This window comes from Nocardia fusca NBRC 14340, from assembly GCF_001618425.1.
Classification (GTDB): Bacteria; Actinomycetota; Actinomycetes; order Mycobacteriales; family Mycobacteriaceae; genus Nocardia; species Nocardia fusca.
In genome coordinates this window covers 1-23,095 of record NZ_BDCU01000052.1, presented here as the reverse complement: position 1 = coordinate 23,095, position 23,095 = coordinate 1, and the positions used below count along the sequence as shown (strand labels likewise).

18 protein-coding genes are annotated in these 23,095 nt (G+C 68.6%); 6 read left to right on the top strand and 12 right to left on the bottom strand.

The annotated features are described in order from the left end of the window. Window positions 1–35 precede the first annotated feature (35 nt). Window positions 36–992 (bottom strand): electron transfer flavoprotein subunit alpha/FixB family protein, encoded by a 957-nt coding sequence (locus NF4_RS30585; protein WP_063059548.1) that lies wholly within the window; start codon window positions 990–992, stop codon window positions 36–38. A 37-nt stretch (window positions 993–1,029) separates the two neighbouring features. Next, window positions 1,030–1,815, bottom strand: a complete 786-nt coding sequence (locus tag NF4_RS30580; protein WP_063039853.1) for an electron transfer flavoprotein subunit beta/FixA family protein — start codon at window positions 1,813–1,815, stop codon at window positions 1,030–1,032. A 195-nt stretch (window positions 1,816–2,010) separates the two neighbouring features. Between NF4_RS30580 and NF4_RS30575 the strand changes: the two genes are divergently transcribed. Genes NF4_RS30575 through NF4_RS30565 form a run of 3 tightly spaced genes read left to right on the top strand, consistent with a single transcriptional unit; the run spans window position 2,011 to window position 5,581 of the window. Next, window positions 2,011–2,796, top strand: coding sequence for a class I SAM-dependent methyltransferase (locus NF4_RS30575; protein WP_063059547.1), 786 nt, complete (start codon window positions 2,011–2,013; stop codon window positions 2,794–2,796). Continuing rightward, the gene (locus NF4_RS30570) at window positions 2,793–4,331 is read left to right on the top strand and encodes a 1,4-alpha-glucan branching protein domain-containing protein (RefSeq protein ID WP_063130867.1); all 1,539 of its coding nucleotides are present in this window, start codon (window positions 2,793–2,795) and stop codon (window positions 4,329–4,331) included. Before NF4_RS30575 ends, NF4_RS30570 begins: the two co-directional genes overlap by 4 nt. Further along, window positions 4,328–5,581 carry a glycosyltransferase family 4 protein gene (locus tag NF4_RS30565; protein ID WP_063130866.1) on the top strand — a complete coding sequence of 418 codons (1,254 nt, stop codon included), beginning with the start codon at window positions 4,328–4,330 and terminating at the stop codon, window positions 5,579–5,581. Before NF4_RS30570 ends, NF4_RS30565 begins: the two co-directional genes overlap by 4 nt. 113 nt (window positions 5,582–5,694) lie before the next feature. Here NF4_RS30565 and NF4_RS30560 read toward each other — a convergent pair whose 3' ends face one another. Next, window positions 5,695–7,005, bottom strand: coding sequence for an outer membrane protein assembly factor BamB family protein (locus NF4_RS30560; RefSeq protein WP_232330714.1), 1,311 nt, complete (start codon window positions 7,003–7,005; stop codon window positions 5,695–5,697). 140 nt (window positions 7,006–7,145) lie between these two features. On the opposite strand from NF4_RS30560, the gene NF4_RS30555 reads away from it, so the two are divergent. Continuing rightward, the gene (locus NF4_RS30555) at window positions 7,146–7,895 is read left to right on the top strand and encodes an acyltransferase (RefSeq protein WP_063130865.1); all 750 of its coding nucleotides are present in this window, start codon (window positions 7,146–7,148) and stop codon (window positions 7,893–7,895) included. 4 nt (window positions 7,896–7,899) lie between these two features. On the opposite strand, the gene NF4_RS30550 is transcribed toward NF4_RS30555, so the two are convergent. Further along, window positions 7,900–8,448: a DUF1697 domain-containing protein gene (locus tag NF4_RS30550; RefSeq protein WP_063130864.1), complete on the bottom strand. Its 549-nt coding sequence runs from the start codon at window positions 8,446–8,448 to the stop codon at window positions 7,900–7,902. Window positions 8,449–9,042: 594 nt separating this feature from the next. Here NF4_RS30550 and NF4_RS30545 point away from each other — a divergent pair. Both NF4_RS30545 and NF4_RS30540 read left to right on the top strand, forming a co-directional pair. Further along, a complete protein-coding gene (locus NF4_RS30545; protein WP_157120687.1) occupies window positions 9,043–11,076 on the top strand; it encodes an ATP-binding protein in 2,034 nt (677 codons plus the stop codon). After that, entirely contained in the window at window positions 11,073–12,539 is a 1,467-nt protein-coding gene (locus NF4_RS30540) for a type 1 periplasmic-binding domain-containing protein (protein ID WP_063130862.1), read from the top strand. Before NF4_RS30545 ends, NF4_RS30540 begins: the two co-directional genes overlap by 4 nt. A gap of 26 nt (window positions 12,540–12,565) precedes the next feature. On the opposite strand, the gene NF4_RS30535 is transcribed toward NF4_RS30540, so the two are convergent. The 8 genes from NF4_RS30535 to ctaD all read right to left on the bottom strand — a co-directional run bounded on the left by NF4_RS30535 (window position 12,566) and on the right by ctaD (window position 22,740). Further along, the gene (locus NF4_RS30535) at window positions 12,566–13,930 is read right to left on the bottom strand and encodes a THUMP-like domain-containing protein (RefSeq protein ID WP_063130861.1); all 1,365 of its coding nucleotides are present in this window, start codon (window positions 13,928–13,930) and stop codon (window positions 12,566–12,568) included. Then, window positions 13,930–14,910, bottom strand: coding sequence for a class I SAM-dependent methyltransferase (locus NF4_RS30530; protein WP_063130860.1), 981 nt, complete (start codon window positions 14,908–14,910; stop codon window positions 13,930–13,932). The genes NF4_RS30535 and NF4_RS30530 overlap by 1 nt, the downstream gene beginning before the upstream one ends. Before the next feature lie 72 nt (window positions 14,911–14,982). Continuing rightward, window positions 14,983–15,765 carry an enoyl-CoA hydratase-related protein gene (locus NF4_RS30525; protein ID WP_063130859.1) on the bottom strand — a complete coding sequence of 261 codons (783 nt, stop codon included), beginning with the start codon at window positions 15,763–15,765 and terminating at the stop codon, window positions 14,983–14,985. An 11-nt stretch (window positions 15,766–15,776) separates the two neighbouring features. Then, window positions 15,777–16,676 carry an NUDIX hydrolase gene (locus NF4_RS30520; protein WP_063814755.1) on the bottom strand — a complete coding sequence of 300 codons (900 nt, stop codon included), beginning with the start codon at window positions 16,674–16,676 and terminating at the stop codon, window positions 15,777–15,779. Between the two features lie 469 nt (window positions 16,677–17,145). After that, window positions 17,146–17,979 carry an ABC transporter ATP-binding protein gene (locus NF4_RS30515; protein WP_063130858.1) on the bottom strand — a complete coding sequence of 278 codons (834 nt, stop codon included), beginning with the start codon at window positions 17,977–17,979 and terminating at the stop codon, window positions 17,146–17,148. Between the two features lie 207 nt (window positions 17,980–18,186). Next, a complete protein-coding gene (locus NF4_RS30510) occupies window positions 18,187–18,978 on the bottom strand; it encodes an aminoacyl-tRNA hydrolase (protein ID WP_063130893.1) in 792 nt (263 codons plus the stop codon). Between the two features lie 153 nt (window positions 18,979–19,131). Further along, window positions 19,132–20,349: a phosphoserine phosphatase SerB gene (serB, locus tag NF4_RS30505; RefSeq protein ID WP_063130857.1), complete on the bottom strand. Its 1,218-nt coding sequence runs from the start codon at window positions 20,347–20,349 to the stop codon at window positions 19,132–19,134. A gap of 651 nt (window positions 20,350–21,000) precedes the next feature. Then, the gene (ctaD, locus tag NF4_RS30500) at window positions 21,001–22,740 is read right to left on the bottom strand and encodes an aa3-type cytochrome oxidase subunit I (protein WP_084533677.1); all 1,740 of its coding nucleotides are present in this window, start codon (window positions 22,738–22,740) and stop codon (window positions 21,001–21,003) included. Window positions 22,741–23,095 lie beyond the last annotated feature (355 nt).

The window sequence follows — 23,095 nt, the reverse complement described above, 5'->3', positions numbered from 1 at the left end:
CAGCCACGACTGCCTGCGGACGAGCCCGCGGGTGGTCAGCCCTTGTGCTTCTTGACCTCTTCGGTCAGCTGCGGGGCGACATTGAACAGGTCGCCCACGATGCCGTAGTCGGCGATCTCGAAGATCGGGGCTTCCTCGTCCTTGTTGACCGCGATGATGGTCTTGGACGTCTGCATACCGGCCCGGTGCTGGATGGCGCCCGAGATACCCAGGGCGACGTACAGCTGCGGGGAGACCGTCTTACCGGTCTGACCCACCTGGAACTGGCCCGGGTAGTAGCCCGAGTCGACCGCGGCACGGGAGGCGCCGACGGCCGCGCCGAGCGAATCGGCGAGGGCTTCGACCACGGAGAAGTTGTCGGCCGAACCGACACCGCGGCCACCGGAGACGACAATGTTCGCCTCGGTGAGTTCGGGACGGTCGCCGGCCACGACGGGCTCGCGGCTGGTGACCTTGACGACGCCTTCTTCCTGCGCCGGGACCTCGACGGTGACCTTCTCGCCGGCGCCGGCCGAGGGCTTGGCCTCGATCGAACCCGGGCGCACCGAGATGACGGGCACGTCGCCGGTGGCCTGGGCGTCGACGGTGAAGGCGCCACCGAAGATGCTGTGCACGGCCGTGCCGTCGGCCTTCACGTCGATGACGTCGACCAGCAGACCCGAGCCGATGCGGGCGGCGAGCCGGCCGGAGACCTCTTTGCCCTCCGCGGTGGCGGCGACCAGGACGGCGGCCGGGGAAGCGGATTCGACGAGGCCGGCCAGCACATCGACCTTCGGGGTGACCAGGTAGTTCTCCACGTCATCGGATTCGGCGACGTAGATCTTGGCGGCGCCCGCGGCGGCCAGCGCGTCCGACAGCTTGTCCGCGGTGCCGGGCGCGCCCAGCACCACCGCGGCCGGTTCGCCCAGGGCGGCGGCGGCGCTCAGCAGTTCGGTGCTGACCTTCTTGACCGCACCTTCGGCGTGCTCGACGAGCACAAGTACTTCTGCCATTTGTCTGTTCTCCTAGAAGTTGCTGCGGGTGCGGGACTCAGATGATCTTCTGGCCGACCAGGTACTGGGCGATCTTGGTGCCGCCGTCGCCCTCGTCGGTGATCTTCTCGCCCGCGGTCCGCGGCGGCTTCGGGGTGGACGCGGTGACCTTGCTGCCCGCGTTCTCGACACCCACGGTCGACGGGTCGATGCCCAGATCTTCCAGGGTGAAGGTCTGCACTTCCTTCTTCTTCGCGGCCATGATGCCCTTGAAGGAGGGGAAGCGCGGCTCGTTGATCTTCTCGGTGACGCTCACGATGGCCGGAAGCGTGGCCTCCAGCTTGAAGACACCGTCGTCGGTTTCCCGCTCGCCGGTGATCTTCTCGCCGTCGACGGTCAGCTTGCGCAGGTGGGTGAGCTGCGGAATGCCCAGGTACTCGGCGATGATGGCCGGGACGGCGCCGGCGCGGCCGTCGGTGGCCTCGTTGCCGGCGATGACGAGTTCGACGCCCTCGACCTGGCCCAGCGCACCGGCCAGCACCCACGCGGTCTGCACCGCGTCGGAGCCGTGGATGGCCGGGTCGTTGATGTGGATGGCCTTGTCGGCGCCCATGGACAGGGCCTTGCGGATGGCCTCGGTGGCGCGATCGGGGCCGGCGGCCAGCACGGTGACCTCGCCACCCTGCGCCTCCTTGATCAGGAGGGCTTCCTCGACGGCGCGCTCGTTGATCTCGTCGAGCACCGCGTCGGCGGCTTCACGGTCGAGGGTGAAGTCACCGTCGGTCAGCTTGCGCTCGGACCAGGTATCGGGCACCTGCTTGATGAGTACGACGATATTCGGCATCGGTCTTCGTCGACCTCCTGTTCTGGTTACCTGTATTGGCGGTCGCACGATCTCCAGCGGCCGTACGTCCATGTGAGTAGCTCAGGCCGAGACATTACCCTACGTTAAGTTACTCGTGGGTAACTTACGTGTCGAGCCACTCCGAGGCCCTACCGGGCGTCTCCCGTACCGGGCCGTACCAGTAACCTCGTCGCAATGAGCGAGGCTGTGATTCCCGCCGCACCGGCCACCGACGACGCACCGGAGCCGCTGCCGCTGACCGGCGAGCGCACGGTGCCGGGTATCGCGGAGGAGAACTACTGGTTCCGCCGGCACGAGATCGTCTACGACCGGCTGCTGCCGCGCTGCGCGGACAAGATCGTCCTGGAGGCGGGATCGGGCGAAGGCTACGGCGCGAATATGATCGCGGCGGTCGCGAAAGCGGTGGTCGGCCTGGACTACGACCGGACCGCCGCGGCGCATGTACGCACTCGCTACCCGGCGGTCCATATGGTCCGCGGCAATCTCGCCGCGCTCCCCCTCCCGGAATCCGCGGTGGACGCGGTGGTCAATTTTCAAGTGATCGAACACCTTTGGGATCAGGCAGAGTTTCTCCGCGAATGCCTGCGAGTCCTGCGCCCCGGCGGGGAACTGCTCATCAGCACCCCGAACCGGATCACCTTCTCGCCCGGTCGCGATACCCCGCTCAACCCCTTCCACACCCGCGAACTGAACGCGGCCGAACTCACCGAACTCCTCGAAGCGGCCGGCTTCCGGGTGGAGCTGATGACCGGCGTGCACCACGGGCCGACGCTGCGCGCGCTCGACGCCAAGCACGGCGGCTCGTTCATCGATGCCCAGATCGAACGCGCCCTGGCGGGCGAACCCTGGCCCGCCGAACTCACCGCCGACGTCGCCGGTATCACCGTCGACGATTTCGCGCTGACCCCCGAAGCCATCGACACCAGTCTCGATCTCGTCGCGCTCGCGGTGAAGCCTTGAGCGGCAAGCGAACCGACGTCGTACCCGGACAGTTCACGCTCGTCCTGCACTCCCATCTGCCCTGGCTCGCCCACCACGGTCGCTGGCCGGTCGGCGAGGAATGGCTCTACCAGTCCTGGGCCGCGTCCTACCTCCCGGTCGTCGAAGTACTGCGCACACTGGCCGCCGAGGGCCGATCGCATCTGCTGACCCTCGGGATCACCCCGGTGCTGGCCGCCCAGCTCGACGATCCGCACTGCCTGGCGGGTATGCACCACTGGCTGGGCAATTGGCGGTTGCGGGCCGACGAGGCCGCGAAGGCCGGAAACCGCGCACTCGGCGCACACGAACACCGGCTGGCGGCCGCGGCACTGGCCGAATTCGAGCAGAACTGGCGGCACGGGGCCGCGCCGATCTGGCGGCAACTGCTCGACGGCGACGTCATCGAACTGCTGGGCGGTCCGCTGGCGCACCCGTTCCAGCCGCTGCTGGACGAGCGGCTGCGCGAGTTCCAGCTCCGCGAGGGCCTCACCGACGCCCGGCTGCGCTGGGGACACACCCCGTCCGGGATCTGGGCGCCGGAATGCGGCTTCACCCCCGGGATGGAACAGGGCTACGCGGACGCCGGTGTGACGCATTTCATGGTCGACGGGCCCGCGCTGCGCGGCGATACGACCCTGGGCCGCCCGGTGCGCGAATCTCCGGTTCTGGCGTTCGGCCGCGACCTCACGGTCAGCTACCGGGTGTGGTCCCCCAAATCGGGTTATCCGGGGCACGGGGCCTACCGGGATTTCCATCACTACGATCACGCGACCGGACTCAAACCCGCCCGGGTCACCGGGAAAACCGTGGCCGGGCCGGACAAGGCCCCCTACGATCCCGACCTCGCCGCCGTACAGATCGGCCGCGATGTCGAGGACTTCGTGCAGACGGTGCGGGAACGGCTGATCGCCGAATCCGAGCGGATCGGTCGCCCGGCGCTGGTGGTCGCCGCATTCGACACCGAACTCTACGGGCACTGGTGGCACGAGGGCCCGCAGTGGCTGGCGCAGGTGCTGCGGGCGCTGCCGGAAGCCGGGATCACCGTCGGCACCCTGGCCGACGCGCGCGACCGCGGCTTCGTCGGAGACCCGGTTCCGCTCGCCGATTCCTCCTGGGGATCCGGGAAGGACTGGCGGGTCTGGGCCGGCGATCAGGTCCGCGATCTGGTGGAGCTGAACTCCGAGATCGTCCGGCTCGCGCTGGACACCGCCGACAAGATGCGCGCCGGCGCGCCGACCGGTCGCGATCCGGTGGCCGACCAGCTACTGCGCGAAGCGATCCTGACCGTGTCCAGCGACTGGGCGTTCATGGTCAGCAAGGACTCTGCCGCCGGTTACGCCCGCGACCGAGCCCATCAGCACGCGCACGCGGTTCGCGAAATCGCCGGTGCGGTCGAAGCCGGTCAACTCGGCAGAGCGCACGATCTGGCGGCAGGATGGGCGGTGGCCGACGGAGTGTTCCCGGCCCTGGACGCGCGTAGGCTACGCGTCACCCCTGCAGAAGGACCGCGATGAAAATCTTGATGGTGTCGTGGGAGTACCCACCGGTGGTCGTCGGCGGGCTGGGCAGACATGTCCATCACCTGGCGACATCACTGGCCGCGGCCGGTCACGAAGTGGTGGTACTCGCCCGGCGGCCCACCGGCACCAGCCCGGCCACCCACCCCACCCATTCGTTCATCGCCGAGGGGGTGCTGGTGGTGGCGGTCGCCGAGGATCCGCCGATCTTCGATTTCGGCGAGGATATGCTCGCCTGGACCCTGGCCATGGGGCATGCGATGGTGCGCGCGGGGGTGGCACTGGACAAACCGGGAATCGGCGAGGGCTGGACACCGGATGTGGTGCACGCGCACGACTGGCTGGTCGCCCATCCCGCGATCGCGCTGGCCGAGTACTACGACGTCCCGCTGGTGTCGACGATCCACGCCACCGAAGCCGGCCGGCACAGCGGCTGGGTCGCCGGCCGGGTCAACCGGCAGGTGCATTCGGTGGAGTGGTGGCTGGCCAACGAATCCGATGCGCTGATCACCTGCTCCACCTCGATGAAGGACGAGGTGGAGCGGCTCTACCGGCCCGACCGGATCCCGGTGCACGTGATCCGGAACGGAATCGACGTGGGCGCGTGGACATTCCGCACCCGCTCGCCGCGCAGCGGCCCGCCCCGGCTGCTCTACGTGGGACGCCTCGAATACGAGAAGGGTGTGCAGGACGCCATCGCCGCCCTGCCCCGAATCCGCCGGGCCCATCCCGGGACCGTCCTCACCGTGGCCGGGGTCGGGACCCAGTTCGAATGGCTGCGCGAACGCGCCCGGACGCACCGGGTGGCGCGCGCGGTGCACTTCACCGGGCAGCTCGATCACACGGAACTGCTCGGCTGGCTGCACGGCGCCGACGCGATCGTGCTGCCCAGCCGCTACGAGCCGTTCGGGATCGTGGCGCTCGAGGCGGCCGCGGCCGGGACGCCGCTGGTCACCTCGACCGCCGGCGGACTCGGTGAGGCCGTGATCGACGGTGTCACCGGGGCCTCCTTCGAACCGGCCGATGTGCATGGTCTGGTGGACGCGGTGATCTCGGTGCTCGACGATCCGGTGGCCGCCCAGGAGCGTGCGTTCGCCGCGCGGGAGCGGCTGACCGCCGATTTCGCCTGGGATGTGGTGGCGGCCGAAACAGCCGATATCTATTCGGACGCGAAACGGCGGGTGCGCAATCCACTGGGCCGTCCGGTGATCGTGGAACGCCCGCTACCGGAACGGGATCCGACGTAGCCCCAGCGTACGCACCGCCGCGGGAGTGATGATCCGCTCTCGCGGAGGGTCCTCGCCGCGGAACTCCGCCCGGTTCGCACGAACTCCCCTTGCGCAGGCGTGACGCCGGGGTGTCAGTCGTTGTCCGCGAAGGCGAAGATCTCCCCGATCCGGGTGGCGACCACGACCTCGCCCTCGGCGCCGACCGCGGTGCCGGTGGTGGTGCCCTGTGCTCCCGGCAGAACATCGGAGTCGAGGGTGGCGCCCGTACCGGTATCGAAGGTGACCAGGTTCAGTCCGCTGCCGATGGCGGCGGTGACGTAGCCGATCCCACCCGCGGTCTGCACCGGGCTGCCCCGCAGCGCGAGATCCTTACGCTCCCAGACCCTTTCGAAACTGTTGCCGGTGTCCCGCAGGGCGAGCAGATAGCCGTCGTCACCGGCCGGGATGACCAGGCCGTCGTCGGAGACCGAGATCCCGCGGCGCGGCTCCCAGTCCAGCTGCGCCTCCCACTTCGGGGTGCCGTCGGCGGTGTTCACCGCGATCAGGCGTTTGCTGTTGTCACCGACGTAGAGCGTCGCGCCGTCGGCGGACAGGGCCGGATCGGTGGCACTACCCCCGGCCAGGATCTCCCGGCTCCACTCCTGCCGGACCTTCCCGTCGCCATAGCGCAGCGCCACCAGAGCGGCCTTGGGCGCCCCGGGCTTGCGAACCGTCGCGTAGATCCGCCCGGTGCCGATATCCATCGCCGCCACCGTGGCGACCGCGCAGTCCGGGCCGCCGGTACGGCAATCCTCCAGGCCGGCGCCGGCCGGTGGCCAGTCCTGATTCGGTGACTGCAGGAAATCGGGCTGCGGCAGCAATTGCTGTGTGGGGACGATCCGTTTGCCGGTCTGCCGTTCCAGCACGTCGACCTGGCCGGACTGGGTGATCACCAGAAGATGACCGTCCCCGGTGAACTGCATCCCGACCGGCACGCCCGCCACCGGTGTCCGCCAGCGCGGCTGGCCGAGCAGGTTATCCGATTCCACGCCGCTGTCGAGACCGACGTACACATTGTTCGCGCCGTCGAGCAGGGTGGGCGAATAGATGGCATGGGGACCCAGCGGATTGCAGAAACGCTTACGTCCCGTGGGCATCTGGTAGGAGAAGATATCGCATTCCGCGTCGGTGCGGCTGGTGACGAAGATCTGCCCGTCCGACCCCACCGTCAGCGGCTGCACGACCGGCCCGCCCACCGGCCGCGACCACTGCAGGCTCAGGTCCTGCGAACCGGTCACCGCGGTGGTGCCGCTGTTGCGGCTCTCGTGCCCCGGCGCGGGCCAGCCCAGGCCGCGGCCGACGGTGATGTCGTCGACATCGGTACCGCAGGCGGTGAGCACCCCCAGGGCGGCCACCGCCGCCGCAAGCCAGGACACGGTCCGTACGCCGCTGCCGATACGCACCTGCTGGTCTCCTCTGTCGTCCTGTCTCCCCGGGCCCACGTGTGTGGAAGATTAACGGAAGGGTATAGGCCAGGACTCCCGAGCACGAAAGTAGGCTGTTCGGCAGTACTGGGCAGGACAGAATACGAGGAGAAACGTTCGTGACGAGCATGTGGGGCGCACCGTTGCGCTCACGCTGGCAGGGCTCCCGGCGCGGCGACCGGCGGCAGGCCCGGTTCCTCACCCTCGACTCGCTGCGCTGGGTGCTGGCCAACCGCGCCTACACACCCTGGTATCTGGTCCGCTACTACCGCCTGTTCAAATTCCGGCTCGCCAACCCGCACGTGATCCTGCGCGGCATGGTGTTCCTCGGGCGCAATGTGGAGATCCACGCGACCCCCGAACTCGGCCGGCTCGAGATCGGGCGCTGGGTCCATATCGGTGACGGGAACGCCATCCGCTGCCACGAGGGCTCGCTGCGGATCGGCGACAAGGTGGTGTTCGGCAAGGACAATGTCGTCAACACCTACCTCGATATCGAGATCGGCGAGTCCACTCTGGTCGCCGACTGGTGCTATATCACCGACTTCGATCACCGCATGGACGACATCACCCTGCCGATCAAGGACCAGGGCATCGTGAAGAGCCCGGTCCGGATCGGCCCCGACACCTGGATCGCGGCCAAGGTCACCGTGCTGCGTGAGACCCGGGTCGGCCGCGGCTGTGTGCTCGGTGCGCACGCCGTGGTCAAGGGTGAGATCCCGGATTACAGCATCGCGGTCGGCGCACCGGCACGGGTGGTGAAGAACCGGAAATCCACCTGGGAGGCCGGTGCGGCCCAGCGGGCGGCGCGGGAGGCGGCGCTGGCCGATATCGCACGGAAGAAGAGCGGCGTCGCGCAGGAGGCGTGAGCCGCTACTTCACCGCATCGATCTTCTTGACGACCCGCTGCACCGTCAGCCAGGTGCGGGTGGTGATGTCCTTGCCGTAGGCGCGCTCGAGCCAAGCCATGAAATTCGGCGTTTTCGGCGTGCTGTTGTCGACGACTGCGAGGAAGACCCGGGCCGGCTCGTCGTAACCGATGACCGTGGTGAGGGGGTCGCCGTCGGCCGGCGCGACGGGCGGTGCCTCACCGGTTCTCTTGAAGAAGGTCGCGGTGAGGTAGGTGCCGCGGCCGTGGGTGAAACCGGCGAACGGGTCGCGATCGAGCAGGTCCCGCAGTTCGGACTCGCTGCGGATGATGGTGCCGCCCGGAATACCGAGTTCGGCGTTCAGGGCCTCTTGGACACGATCCTCGAGCTCGGCGATATCGGTATCCGCGGTGGCGAAGACGATATTGCCGCTGGACAGCACAGAGGACACCGATTCGAATCCGAGTCCGCTGAACACGCCGCGCAGCTTGTCGTTGCTCATGTTCGGATTGCTGGGCATGATCCCCCGCAGCAGTGCGGCGTACATGGTCATGGAGCGACCGTACCCCGGCGCTCCGACACCGGCCCACGACCCACTCCGGCCGGCCCGGCTGCCCGGAGAACCACGGGCCGGGCAGCCGGGGACTGCGCCGCAAACGTGCGCGCCACCCCACCACGTCCTACGGCCCCTCGCTCGGGCCACGACCACTACCGGCCGTCGCGAATCGGATGGGCGAGTCGGTCTCGTGTGCCGTGCGGTACCCGCCGAGTCCGGTCTGCCGACTGTCGTCGCTGTCGGCCTCGGTGTGGGCGAGCCGCACTGCTGGGGAGAGCCGACCGCTCGCGGCGAGCCGCGGCCGAAGCAGGGGGTGTCCACCGAGTCCGCGAGGTTACCGGACTGCCGGTTTTCGAATATCCGTGGCTGTTCCCGGCACATCGCAATCGATCACGGGTGGCCGATTCGTACGTCCCCGTTTCACATTTCGCTTTTTCCAGTGCGCCCGTCGGCGCCGTGATAATTGCATAGGATGGCTGTACCGATCGATATCTTCGACCGGTTTGCCCAGCTCAGGCCGGGATGACCGGGGTGTCCACGAGGTGCCGGGAAATCGATATGCCGGATATCGATGCCGAACCGGGAGGGGCGATGCCTGGAGAAGGTCCGAAATTGCATGGGCTGGAGCCGATCACCGGGGGGTTGATCGAACAATTGGTCCAGCGGCCGCAGGGCCGGAGCCGATCGCTGCCGGTGGTGGTGGCAGTGGGGCCGCCCGGCAGTGGAAAAACCGTTCTACTGCAGAAACTCGCGCAACGCTGCGCGAAACTTCCACTCGCCCAGGTGGATCTGCGCCAGGGTGAACGCGCGCCGCGCGAAGTGTTCGGCGAACTCGCGTTCGAGCTGGGCCGGTATCGGCGCCAGTTCGGCCGGATCGCCTTTCCGCAGCTGTGGCTGTGCCTGGTGGCGGTGGGCAGCACCCTGCACATGCACGAGGACAACCGCCGGGAGGCGCTGCGGAATCTGCGCCGGGTCGTCTCCAGCGCCCAGCCGATGGAGGCGCGCAGTCAGGGCGTGGCCGATATCCTCGAAGCCGCCGGTCAGGTGCCCGAAGGGTTGTCCCCGTGGGTGGCCGTGACCGTGGAAACCCTGCTGCAGAGCCTGAACCGGCTCAACATCAGGCGGCGGATCACACAGGGCCCACGGCTGACCGGCGATCAGATCCGGCGCGAAGACATGCTCATCGATCTCGCCAAATGGGCGCACGGCGACGACGAGTCCCGTACCGAGGCCGACGCCATCTTCGGTATGGCCTTCCTGCACGATCTGCGCCAGGCCTACAGCGGCGTACGCGGAGCGCGCCGAACGCTCAATTCCGTACTGCTACTGGACAATGCGCATACTCCCGCGGGCCGGCAGTTCCTGCAGACCCTGCGCGAGGCGCGCCGGCGCAACGGCGCCGAACCCGATCCGCTGGTGGTCGTCGCCACCAGCGCGCAGTGGCTACCGGCCTGGAGCGAATGCTGGCACCGCCCCGGAATGCACCGCTTCAGCGAAGACACCGAACGCCGCGAACCCGAACACCGCACCGGTGGTATCGACTGGCCGGCCCCGCGTAACCCGCCCGATATCCCCGCCGACTGGGCGGCGGCCGACAATCCGGCGACGGCCTGGTTTCCCTGGTATCTGGTGGATCTGAGCCGGTTGAGCGAACAGACCACGGGTGACCTCGTCGCCGACCGGCGGATGCGTTCGATCTCCCGGGTCGCGGCCTTCGTCCGGTCGCTCACCGGCGGGAACGCCGCCGGAACCGCCGATGTCATCGCCGCGCTGGACCGGGCCGATGCGGACGATCCGCTCACCGGCGCGCGCACCGTCCTCACCGCGACCGTGGGCACCGCGCACGATCCGCTGCCGGAACCGGTCGAGCTACCGGGCACCGTGCTCGACCGTGCCCGGGAACGGCTGCTCGGCGATTTCCGGGACACCGAGAGCATGCGCGACCTGGTGACCGCCGCCGCGGGACGCACCGTGGATGTCATCTACCGGCCGGAGATCCTGGATTCCGCCCTGTCCGACGGTGAGGCGCTGCTCCAGGAACTGCGCAATCGGCTGTGGATCCGCACCGTCGACGGGCCGGAACCGGAGATGGTGCTCGATCCCTGGTTGCGCCGCATCCTGCTCTGTGAACTCGCCGGCCGCGGTCCGGAAGACCCGCGGGATTGGCAGCGCACCCACACGCTGTGCCGGGAGGTGTACCGGCGCAGGGTCGCCGAAGGCGATCCGGACGACGAGGCCGAGGCCCTCTACCACGATCTCGCGCTCGGCCGACTCGGTGGCGCCATCGAGTACCTGGGGCGGCCGTTCGTACCCGGCCACGCCGAGTTCGGCCGCGCCACGGCCGCCGCCTGGCTGTCCGATCTGGACCTGATCACCGGCGCCCCGCGCCGCCCGGACGACGAGGGGACCCCGTTCGCACAGGTCGAAGCGATCGTCCGGGCCAACGGCCTGGAACCCGAACACGAACTGGCGTGGTTGATCGCCGCGCTGTGGGTCTCCAACGACCCGCTGGGCGACCCCCAGCGGACCCTGGATCGCACCATCGAGAACGAATTCCGGCAATTGGCCCGGGGTCTCGGCCGCGGGGCCCTGCTGCTGTACGAACGGGCGGAGAGGTATCGATGAGCACGCTGATCCAGCCGCCGCCACCCGGCTATCGGAAATGGTGGTGGGTTCCCGCCACGATCGTGGTGGTGGCACTGGTGGTCACCGCGGTGATCTGGTTACCCACGGTCTTCCGGGCGGACAACAGTTGCGGTGCGGGCGTCGTCCACAGCGGACCGCACGGCGAATGCGCCGGAGTCACCGACGGCGGGGTGGTCTTCGCCCCGGAACTCGCCGATATCGAAAAACGCATCCTCGACGAGAACCGCGCGGTCGAGAGTTCCGCGGATCCGTATGTGAGCATCGTGATGCTGTCGCCGATGACACCGGGCGACAAGGCCGAGGGCATCGTGACCATGTCGGGTATCCGGCACCGGCTCGAAGGCGCGCATCTGGCACAGCTCGCGGCGAACCGGAGCGATATCTGGGGGAACACTCCCAAGATCAGACTGCTGCTGGCCAATCCCGGAAGCGATTTCGCCGAATGGGAAACCACGGTCGGCGAAATCGAGGCGCGGCGCGACTCCGATCGGATCGTCGCGGTCACCGGCATCGCATTCAGCGTCCAGAGCGCGGTCCGGGCCATCGAACGTCTCACCGGATCGGATATCCCGGTCGTCGGCTCCACCCTGACCGCCGGCGATCTGCCGGTCCTCCGCGGTTTCCTGCGGGTCTCCCCGTCCGCCGCGGATCACGCGCGAACCGCCGCCGAATATCTCGCCACCCGCAGCCGGCGAATCCTGATCGTCCGCGACGACAGTCCGGTCGACCACTACGGCCGGACCCTCGCCGAAGCGTTCGCGGCGAGTTTCCCCGACGATCCGCAGCGCTTCGCCGGCACGGTGGAGGGTTACGACTCCGAAATCGGCAATGTGGCCAACGCGTTCCACTACATGATGCCGAACATCTGCCAGAACGCCCCGGACACCATCTACTTCGCGGGCCGGGCCGCCCACGCGCTCACCTTCCTGACCGCGCTGGCCGAGCGCCGGTGCCGGAAACTCCCGATCCGGGTGGTCACCGGTGACGATATGCCGTACTACCGCCTCTCGGAGAGCCCCGCCCGGGTGGCGCTCACGACCGGAGTATCGGTGCTGTACACCGGGCTCGTCCATCCGCAGGCCTGGCGCGACCACCCGGATCGGTTCAACCTGCATTCCGTCGAACAGTTCTCGCCCGGCTGCGCGGGCCCGGTCTGCTATCGCGCGTTCTCCGACGACACCCTGGACGACTTCGCCGCCGTCATGGAACACGACGCGGTGGTGACGGCTGTCCAGGCGATCCGGCAGGCGGCCGGGTACGCCGGGAACACCGTGCACTCCGACCAGGTACTACAGGCGATGAAACGGCTGCACGGGGTCACCGCCGTCCGCGGGGCCAGCGGGGTGCTCTCGTTCGACGAGAACGGATTACCGACGGACAAACCCATTCCGATCCTGGAGGCCTTGGACGGGGAGCCACCGCGCTACGTCGAACTCCCGTAACCCGTTGCGGAGCCCCGATCATCCGCTCAGGCCCGCGAAGCCTCACACAGGAAGACAGTTGCCGTGGTGCCGATGCGGGTGATCACGAGCGTATAGGGCCGGGATCCGGTGAGCTTGAGGCGTCGCCGGAGGACATCGGGATCGATATCCACACCGCGGACCAGGATTTCCAGCGGCCCGCAGTCCCGGCGGCGCAGTTCGGCCCGCAAGACTTTCTCCCGCAGTACGCAGCGCTCGATGATCCGGAAGCCGCGCACCCCCGCGGGGGGACGGTCGCCGGTCAGGTAGGCGATCCGCGGATCCAGTTGCCAGAGACCGTGGCGGGCCGCGTAGTGCCGGACCAACCCGGCACGGACCACCGCACCGTCCGGGTCCACGATCCACTCCCCCGGTGCGCGTTCCGGGATCTCGCTCGGATCGGCATCGGTGAGAGTGGTGGCCGCGCCGGCGGAGGTGAGGACGGTGGCCCGGCGGCCGACACCGGGCTCGCACAGGCCCGCCGACCACAGGCACGCTTCCCGGACCCCACCGTCCAGCGATACGACCTCGATCTCACCGTCCCAGCCCAGCCGGTCGAAATCCAGTCCGGGAGCGCATTTCACGACCAGATCACGGCCCGCGTACACCGACAGCAGATCCGGTAGCGGCGGTTGCAGCGCGGCCGGATCGTGGGTGCGTTTCCCATCGGCCCGCCGGCCCGGATCGGCCACGACGACCGTGCCGGTTGTGCACGGCGCCAGGGCGTCGGCGCGCACGAGCACGGTGTTCTCCGGCGGCGCCCACACCACCGTGGGTCGGGGCGCCGGAGAGCTGTGTTCATCCACGTCCCCCGCGGCACCGCGGGAGCCGAGCCTTCGTGACCCCGGTTCGCCACCTCTCCGCGCTGTCGCTTCGGCGGCACCGGCCGCAGCGATTCCCCCGGAGTGCGCGGGTGCCGCTGTCGCGGGAGCAGCCGGCGCCGGGACCGGGTGGGTCAGGTTGTGCCGGGCCATGGCGAGCCGGATCGGATCGAGGTCGCTGCCGACCACCCGCGGGCACACGCGGGCCAGTTCGGCCAGCTCCGCGCCGATCGAGCAGGTGACGTCGTGGACATCGCGACCCGCCAGCCGGCCCGCGCGGTGGCGGGCGACCAGGGTCGGGGTGGCCTGCTGCACCGCGTCGTCGGTCAACAGCCAATCCTGCGCGCCGGACAGTTTGGCCGCGGCCCGGCGGCGTAGGCGGACGGTCTCGAGGAGGGCCGGGGCGCGGTCACCGTAGGCCCGGCGCACCGCGGCCACATCACGTAGTTGCGAGGCGGAGGTGAGTTCCAGCTCCGCTACCCCGGCCAGCGCGGCCGTACCCTCGGACGAGCCGAGGTAGCCGATATCGGCCGCGCTGAAACCGTAGCCCACTATTTTCCGGCGGCGGCCGGTTTCACCCCGGTGATCATGGCGTTGTAGAAGAACTGCCGCGGCACCACCCGGCGCATCACGTTCTCGTCCACCCAGCTCAGCCCGAGCCAGGCGCGATACATCGCCATCCGGTAACCCCAGGTGAGCTTCTCGTCCGGAACGGCCGCCTCGAAGGTCCGTACCGGCCAGCCCCACAGCGCGGCGGCGAATTCCTCGGTGTGCGCGGCCACGTCCACCGCGCCCGCCGAGCGCGCCATGTCCTCGAGCTGGGTCGGATCGAAGGTGTGCAGGTCGACCACGGCCTCCAGCGCGGCGGCCCGCGACGATTCGTCCAGTTCCGCCTGGGGGCGGCGCCAGTCCCGCAGGAACGGGAGCCTGGTGACGGCGGTGGTCGCCTTCCAGGTGATATTGCCCAGGTTGCGGGCATAGAAATTGCCGATGGTGGTGGGTTCGCCGGCGAAGACGAAACGGCCACCCGGTTTCAGCACCCGCAGGCATTCCCGCAGCGACTGCTCCACATCCGGGATGTGGTGCAGCACCGCGTGTCCGACGACCAGGTCGAAGGTGTCGTCGTCGTAGGGGATGGTCTCGGCGTCGGCGACCCGGCCGTCCACATCCAGGCCCAGGTGTTCGGCATTGCGCAGCGCGACCTTCACCATGCCGGGCGACAGGTCCGTGACCGATCCGCTCTTCGCCAGACCGGACTGCATGAGGTTCAGCAGGAAGAAACCGGTACCGCAGCCCAGCTCGAGAGCGCGCTCGTACGGCAACTCCGCGTCGGTGCCGACCGCGGCGTCGAACCGGCCGCGGGCGTAATCGATACAGCGTTCGTCATAGGAGATCGACCATTTGTCGTCGTAGGTCTCGGCTTCCCAGTCGTGATACAGCACCTGGGCGAGCTTGGTGTCCTCGAATGCAGCTTCGACCTCCGCGGCGGTGGCGTGCGGATGGGGTGCGGGGTCGTCGGGGCGTACCGTCATGGTCGGAGAGCCTATCCTTTCCTGGCCGGACTTCCGATACCGCCGGGTAGGTTCGGGTGACCCGCGACTCGGTCAGCGCCCGGTGAATACGGCCGACCCCGGCCCGTCACGCAGGTAGGAGCGGGTTCCGAGGCGCTGGTCCGCGGTGGTGAACAACTGCGCCCACTCGGTCCGGGCCCGTTCGGGACCCTGCGGCCCCGCCTCGAACACCGCCTTGGCGGCGGCCAGCGCCCGCGCCGGGCCGTCGACGAACCGGCGGGCCCACTCGATCGCCGCACCCAGGACATCGTCGGGCGCGACCACCTGATCCACCAGACCCAGCCGCGCCGCCTCGTCGGCTTCCACGAAACGTCCGCTGTACACCAGATCCTTCGCCGCCCCGGGGCCGATCAGCAGCGACAGCCGCCGGATCCCCGCCAGCGGAATGAGCCCCGCATCGATGTGCGGAAATCCGAGCTTCACATTGTCGCCGATGATCCGCCGGTCCGCCCCCAGCGCCAGCTCCAGCCCCGACCCGAGGGCGTAGCCGCTGATCGCGGCGACCGTGGGCTGCGGAACCGCGGCCAGGCAACCCAGCGCGGTCTGCAGATCGCCGGCCATGGCGGCGGCCTGTTCGGCGGGCAGCTCGGCCAGCTCGGCCAGCTCGTCACCGGCGCAGAACACCCGCTCGTCCCCGTAGACCACCAGCGCGGCGATCTCCGGATCGGCGCCGCAGACGGTGGCCGTCTCCGCGATCTCCCGGATCAGCTGGGTATCGAACAGATTCATCGGCGGGCGGGCGATACGCAGCACCGCCACACCACGCCCGGACCCGCTCGCGTCGCCGGCACGGGACAGAGTTACGAATTCCGCCATGGACGGTTACGCTACCGGCCGCCGGCGGCGCCGCCCGCATTCCCGGAGCCGCCCAGCAGCGACGGATCGGTATCGCGCATGCCCTTGGACCCGACCAACCGCGACGGGTCCGGCAGATCGGCGAAGTAGCGCATATTGTCCGGGAACTGCAACAGCTGCTTACCGTCGATCTCACCGAACACCGGCTGGATCGGATCGATCAGCGGTTCGGCCGCCAGGATCCGCGCGGTATCGGCATAGCCGGCCAGCGACGTCAGCTGCGACCAGGTCGGCGGCAGCAGCACATGCTCGCCCGCCCGCCACGTCTCGAGCGCCGCCGCCGGAGTGGACCACAGCACCAGATCGGTTTCGGTGGTCGCGCCGTCGGCCAACTGCCCCTCGGGCAGCACCGCCACGAAGAAATTGGTGTCGTAACGGCGGCGCTCCACCGTCGGAGTGATCCAGCGCGACCACGGCCGCAGCAGATCGGCGCGCAACACCAGCCGCTGCTCGGCCAGGAACTCCGACAGCGTCAGATCCCGGCCCTCGATCCGCTCCCGCTCCCCGCGGTAACCGGTGGTATCGGCGACGACCGTATCGGCGGTGGGCCCGGCCAGCAGCACCCCGCACTCCTCGAAGGTCTCCCGCACCGCCGCACAGACCAGCGCCTTGGCCCGGGCCTCGGACACCCCGAACCGCTCCCCCCACCAGCGCGGCGACGGCCCGGCCCAGTCGATCGCCACCTCGGCATCGACGGGATCCACCCGGCCACCCGGGAAGGCGGTCATCCCGGCAGCGAAATCCATCGCACCGGCCCGGCGCTGCAGGAAAACCTCCGGGCCGGCGGCGCCGTCACGCACCAGCATCACGGTCGAGGCGTCCTTGGCCTCGGGCACCCCCGCCGCCGAATCCGGCACAGTCGTCTCACTCACCCTTCGCACACTAGCTGTGGTGTCGGTGCGCCGGTGCGTGGGGATGAGCGCGACGGTTCGCAGAGATGAGGAGGGCTGGCGAGTGGCGAAGGTGAGAGATGTAGACCTGCTCGTGGATGTGCTGTGTTTTTGGCGCGCTGGCGCGCGCGGGGTTGAGGCCCCCTGGGTCTCGCCGTTCGGCCTCGAGACTCGAGCTTCGCGCATGCGCTTCGAGGCCGAAACGGCGAGAAGGGCCTCAACCCTTGGAGGTGTCTCGTAAAACTCGACGCATGCGGTTACGTCGGAGTTCGATGTGCGGATCGGCATGTGGACCCGACTGCGCCGCTGACCACCGTTTCCTGGTCGGCCACGCAGAGCCTGGGCCCGGACGGCGCGGCGCCTGTGTGCCGGCGCCTTCCTCCGTAACGGTTGTCGTTCGCTCACGGGCCTCACCACCGTTCTGCGGGGTCCTTCGCTATTCCGTTATCCCCTACCGCGATCTGTGCCGCCCCAACCGCCGGGCTCGCCGAGCGAAATACCGGCCGTCGATGCGGTCCAGTGCGATGGATTGGCGGAACGCTTCGCTCAGGTTCTCGGCGGTGAGCACATCGTCTAGCAAACCCTGGGTGACGATCTCGCCCTCGCTGATCAGCATGCAGTGGGTGAATCCCGGCGGGATCTCCTCGACGTGGTGGGTGACCAGCACCAGCGCCGGGGCGTCGGGGTCGGAGGCCAGATCGCCCAGACTCTCCACCAGTTCCTCACGGCCGCCCAGGTCCACGCCCGCGGCCGGTTCGTCCAGCAGCAGCAGCTCCGGGTCGGTCATCAGGGCGCGGGCGATCAGGACCCGTTTGCGTTCGCCTTCCGACAGCGTGCCGTAGGTACGGTCCAGAAGATGTTCGGCGCCCAGGCTTTCCAGCATGTCGATCGCACGGTCGGTGTCGACGTCGTCGTATTTCTCACGCCAGCGGCCGAGTACCGCGTAACCGGCGGAAACGACCAGATCGGCGACGCGCTCCTCCGGTGGGATACGCGCGGCCAGCGCCGCGGACGACAGGCCGATCCGGGGGCGCAGTTCGCTGACGTTCGTTTTACCGAGCCGTTCACCGAGTACGTAGGCGGTGCCGTAGGAGGGGTGGGTCTCGGCTGCCGCGACCTGCAACAGCGAGGTCTTACCGGCTCCATTGGGGCCCAGGACGACCCAGCGTTCGTCGAGTTCTACCTGCCAGGTCACCGGGCCGACGAGATTGTGCCCGTTGCGGCGGATGGAAACATTGGTGAAGTCGATGAGCAGATCTGGATCGGGGTGCGCCACGCGCTCCATCTTGTCTCGAGGCGAACATGCTCGCGGCACCGGGCACCCGCGATTCGCCGCGGCCCCGGCGCGGAAGACCGCCCAGACCGGGAGTATCCGACAAACAGGACGGGCGAGAACGCTTCGGCGCCGGTGCCGCGGGGATCTACGACCGCAGCGCAGGCGCGACGGCCGCCGCGGCGCGTTCACTCACGGCCGTACGCCGGTGCGCATCTCCTACCACTGGTCCGGCCGCGCGGGCCGGGTGGCGATCACGGTCGTCGAGCCCGGCGCGACCTCGGTGAAACCGGCGTCGCGCACCGCGGTCGCCGCGCTGCGGGTGACGGCCGCGCGCAGCATCTGCCACTCGTCCGGGCCGGCCTCACGCACCGCGCAGGCGAACCCGCGCTGCGCCCAGGTCCGGGCCTGTTCCACCGGCAGCGCGCCGGCGAACAGCATGCTCGCGTGCCCGACTTGCGCGGCGGCCTTACCGACGGTCATACCGAGTTCGGCGTTCACCCAGAACACCGGCACATCGAGGGGCACCGGCCCGGGATCGTCGGATTCCAGATCGGTGCCGCCGATCTGCAGGCGCCGGATCCGCGGATCGACCTCTCCCACGGGCCCCGGTACCAGGGCCCGCACCAGCGCGCCGCCGCTTTCGACGGTCACCCCGGGGACCTCGTTCGCGGCCGCCCACTGCGCCCCGCGCGCCCGCCGGGCGACCTTCCTGATCCGGGCGCGCTTCCACGCCAGGTACCGCTGCTCCCACTCGCCCTCGTACCCGACGCGCGGGTCCAGGCACAGCGTGACCGCCGCGGCCGCCGCGGCGGCGAGCACATCGCTGCGCGCGGGCGGATCGGTCTTGGGGAGGTGCAGCACCATCTGCATCGCCTGCACCTGTGCGGGATCCTCGGGATCGCCCAGCTTCCCATATCCCGCGGCGAGTTCGGCGTGACGTTCGGAAAACCCTGGGTCCGCGAGGAACTCGGGATCGGTGTCGTCCGGGAAGTCCGGCTCCGCATCCATCTCGCGACCGTTCGCCGCTACTTCCGTCACGCCACTATCCGGCATTCCGCCAACCCTCCCAACACCCGAGCTTCACCGGACGACAGCCTACCCACGCACCGGCACCGCACCCTCCGCGGTGCCGAGTCCGGCTCGGCCGCAGACAAATACCATTCACCCCAGTGGTACCCGCCGCAGCAGCCCGTCCTCGGCGTCCGCGGCCTCCACCTCGTCGCGGGTCACGCCCAGGATGAACAGCACGGCATCCAGGTAGGGTTGCGACAGCGCGGTATCGGCGACCTCCCGCAACGCGGGTTTGGCGTTGAACGCCACGCCCAGGCCGGCCGCGTTCAACATATCGATATCGTTGGCGCCGTCGCCCACCGCGACCGTCTGCTCCATCGGCACCCCGGATTCGGCCGCGAAGGCCCGCAACGCGGTCGCCTTGTAGGCGCGGTCCACGATCTGCCCGACCACCCGGCCGGTGAGTTTCCCGTCGACCACTTCCAAGACGTTGGCCTGGACGAAATCGAGATCGAGTTCGCGGGCGAGCGGGTCGATCACCTGCCGGAATCCACCGGAGACCACCCCACATCGGAAACCGAGCCGTTTGAGTGTCCGGATGGTGGTCCGGGCGCCGGGGGTGAGCTCGATCGTCGCCGCCACCTCCCCGATCACCGATTCGTCCAGTCCGGCCAGCGTCGCCACCCGCTGCCGCAGCGATTCCGCGAAGTCGATCTCCCCGCGCATCGCCGCCTCGGTGACCTCCCGCACCTGTTCCTCGACGCCCGCGTAGGCGGCCAGCATCTCGATCACCTCGCCCTGGATCAGGGTGGAGTCCACATCGAAGACGATCAGTCGTTTGGCCCGCCGCGCCAGTCCGGCCCGCTCCACCGCGATATCGACCCGCTCGATGACCGCCACATCGGCCAGCGCGGTCCGCAACCGGGAATCGGTATCCCCACCGTGATCCGGCGCCGTGACCATGAGTTCCATCCCGGTCACCGGATAGTCGGCGATACCGCGGATGGTGTCGATATTCGCACCGAGCCCGGCCAGTTCCCGGGACACCGTACTGAACGCCCGCGCCGTCACCGGCGACCCGAGCACCACGACGGCGTGCGTGGACACCGGGGCCCGCGCGACCTGGGCGTCGATATCGACGTCCACCTGCATACCGACGGTGTTCATCGCCTCCTCGAGCTCGTCCTGCAGCGACTCGGGGTCGGACGGACAGCTGATCAGCACACCCAAGGTGAGCCGGCCGCGGATCACCACCTGCTCGATATCGAGCAGACTCACCCGGTGCCGCGACATGGCCGTCAGCAGAACCGACGTCACACCGGGACGGTCGGGTCCGGTAACGGTGACCAGCACGGTGGTCTCGGCCAAAACAAAACCCCTATCTTTGGCGGCGCCTTCGGCGCCGCGGGTCGGGGCCCTGTGACCCCGGTTCTTCACTCCGCCGCTCAGTCGCTGCGCTCCTTCGCTCTGTCGCTCCAGAACCGGGGGCGGGCCCCGACCATGGATGTCGACCACAAGGAAGTAGCGCCACGCTGCGCACGATCGCAGGACTCGCGGGCCTGCCCACAACAATGTAAGTACACGCGCCATCTCGTCTGCGGACGGCCCCCTTCCCGCACCCCCACTGAGAAGCCCACCACCACTCGCCGGGCCCCATACCGACCTGGACATCTGATGCCGACGCAACCCGCATGCGTCGAGTCTTACGAGACACTTCCAAGGTTGAGGCCCGTCTCGCCGTTCAGGCCTCGAAGTGCATGCGCGAAGCGCGAGTCTCGAGGCCTGAACGGCGAGACCAAAGGGGCCTCGACCCCGCGCGCGCCAGCGCGCCGAAAACACAGCACCTTCACGAACAAGCGGGCATCTCTCACCTTCACGAACTGGCCTGCCAGTGCACTCTCGTCCGTCCCGGGACACAGTCCCTTCACAAGGCAACCAGGGATCCCCCGCCCGACACCCATCACAAACAAGTACACCCGCCGGCCGAAACCGACGGGTGTACCTGCGACAAACGGGAGGTCAGGACTTGACCAGCGCCTCCTCGGGATGGTGCTTGGCACCGCCCGTGAATCCGACGTGCGCTTCCTTGCGCATCCGCTCGATCATATGCGGGTAGTGCAGTTCGAAGGCGGGACGTTCGGAGCGGATCCGTGGCAGTTCGTAGAAGTTGTGCCGCGGCGGCGGGCAGGTGGTCGCCCATTCCAGGGAGTTGCCGTAGCCCCACGGATCGTCCACCGTGACCACTTCGCCGTACCGGTAGCTCTTGAAGACGTTCCACAGGAACGGCAGCATCGAGGCGCCGAGGATGAACGCACCGATGGTGGAGACGGTGTTCAGCGTGGTGAAACCGTCACCGGCCTGGTAGTCGGCGTAACGGCGGGGCATACCTTCGGCGCCCAGCCAGTGCTGGACCAGGAAGGTGAGGTGGAAACCGAGGAACGTGGTCCAGAAATGCCACTTCGCGAGCCGCTCGTCCAGCATGCGGCCGGTCATCTTCGGGAACCAGAAGTAGATACCGGCGTAGGTGGCGAACACGATGGTGCCGAAGAGCACGTAGTGGAAGTGCGCGACCACGAAGTAGGAGTCGGTGACGTGGAAGTCCAGCGGCGGGCTGGCCAGGATGACACCGGACAGACCACCGAAGAGGAAGGTGACGAGGAAGCCCACCGAGAACAACATCGGCGACTCGAACGTCAGTTGCCCCTTCCACATGGTCCCGATCCAGTTGAAGAACTTCACACCGGTCGGGACCGCGATCAGGAAGGTCATGAACGAGAAGTAGGGCAGCAGCACCGCGCCGGTGGCGTACATGTGGTGTGCCCACACCGCGATCGACAGGGCCGCGATGCCCAGGGTCGCGTAGACCAGGGTGGTGTAACCGAAGATCGGTTTACGGCTGAAGACCGGGAAGATCTCGGAGACGATGCCGAAGAACGGCAGCGCGATGATGTAGACCTCGGGGTGCCCGAAGAACCAGAACAGGTGCTGGTAGAGCAGGATGCCGCCGGTGCCCGGGTCGTAGATGTGGCCGCCCAGGTGCCGGTCGTAGGCCAGGCCCATCAGGGCGGCGGTCAGCAGCGGGAAGGCCAGCAGGACCAGCACGCTGGTGACGGCGATGTTCCAGGTGAAGATGGGCATCCGGAACATGGTCATACCCGGAGCGCGCAGGCAGACCACGGTCGTCAGCATGTTCACACCGCCGAGGATGGTGCCCAGACCGGAGACGGCCAGGCCCATGATCCACAGGTCGGTGCCGACACCCGGCGAGTGCAGGATATCGGTCAGCGGCACGTAGGCCGTCCAGCCGAAGTCCGCGGCGCCGCCCGGGGTGATGAATCCGGCGGTCGCCATGGTGGCGCCGAACGCGTACAGCCAGTAGCTGAAGGCGTTCAGGCGCGGGAAGGCGACGTCGGGGGCGCCGATCTGCAGCGGCAGGATGATGTTGGCGAAGCCGAACACGATCGCGGTCGCGTAGAACAGCAGCATGATCGTGCCATGCATGGTGAACAGCTGGTTGAACTGCTCGGGGGAGAGGAACTGCAGACCCGGACGAGCGAGCTCACCACGCATCATGAGGGCCATCAGGCCACCGATGAGGAAGAACGCCATCGAGGTGGTCAAGTACATGACACCCAGAACCTTCGGGTCCGTGGTGGTCACCATCTTGTAGATGAACGACCCCTTCGGCCCTGTTCGCGCCGGAAATGGCCGAGTCGCTTCCACCCCCTGCGGGACTGGCTTGGGCTCTACCGCAGTCACTGATCCTCCTGAAGGTGCCTTTAGGTCGCTCCGCAGGCTCCACTGTTTTGCCCGCTACCCGGCGAACCGGGCGGCCAACGGTTAGCTTGCGCTTCTCGAATCGTAAACCGTCCGCCGAACCCGGGTCGTCCGGGTCCTACTCTCTGTCGTACTCGGGGCCGGCGGGCACTCTTTCCCGAGCGAACGTCCGCCGTGCACCGATGGTGGCGGCAGGTCCCCCGAGCACCCGACCCGGCTCACCGTCCACATCGTGCAGCCGCACAGAACAGACACAACCCGCATGAGCCGAGTCTTACGAGGCACCTCGAAGGGTCGAGGCCCGTCTCGCCCTTGGCCGAAGGTGCTCAATGGTCGC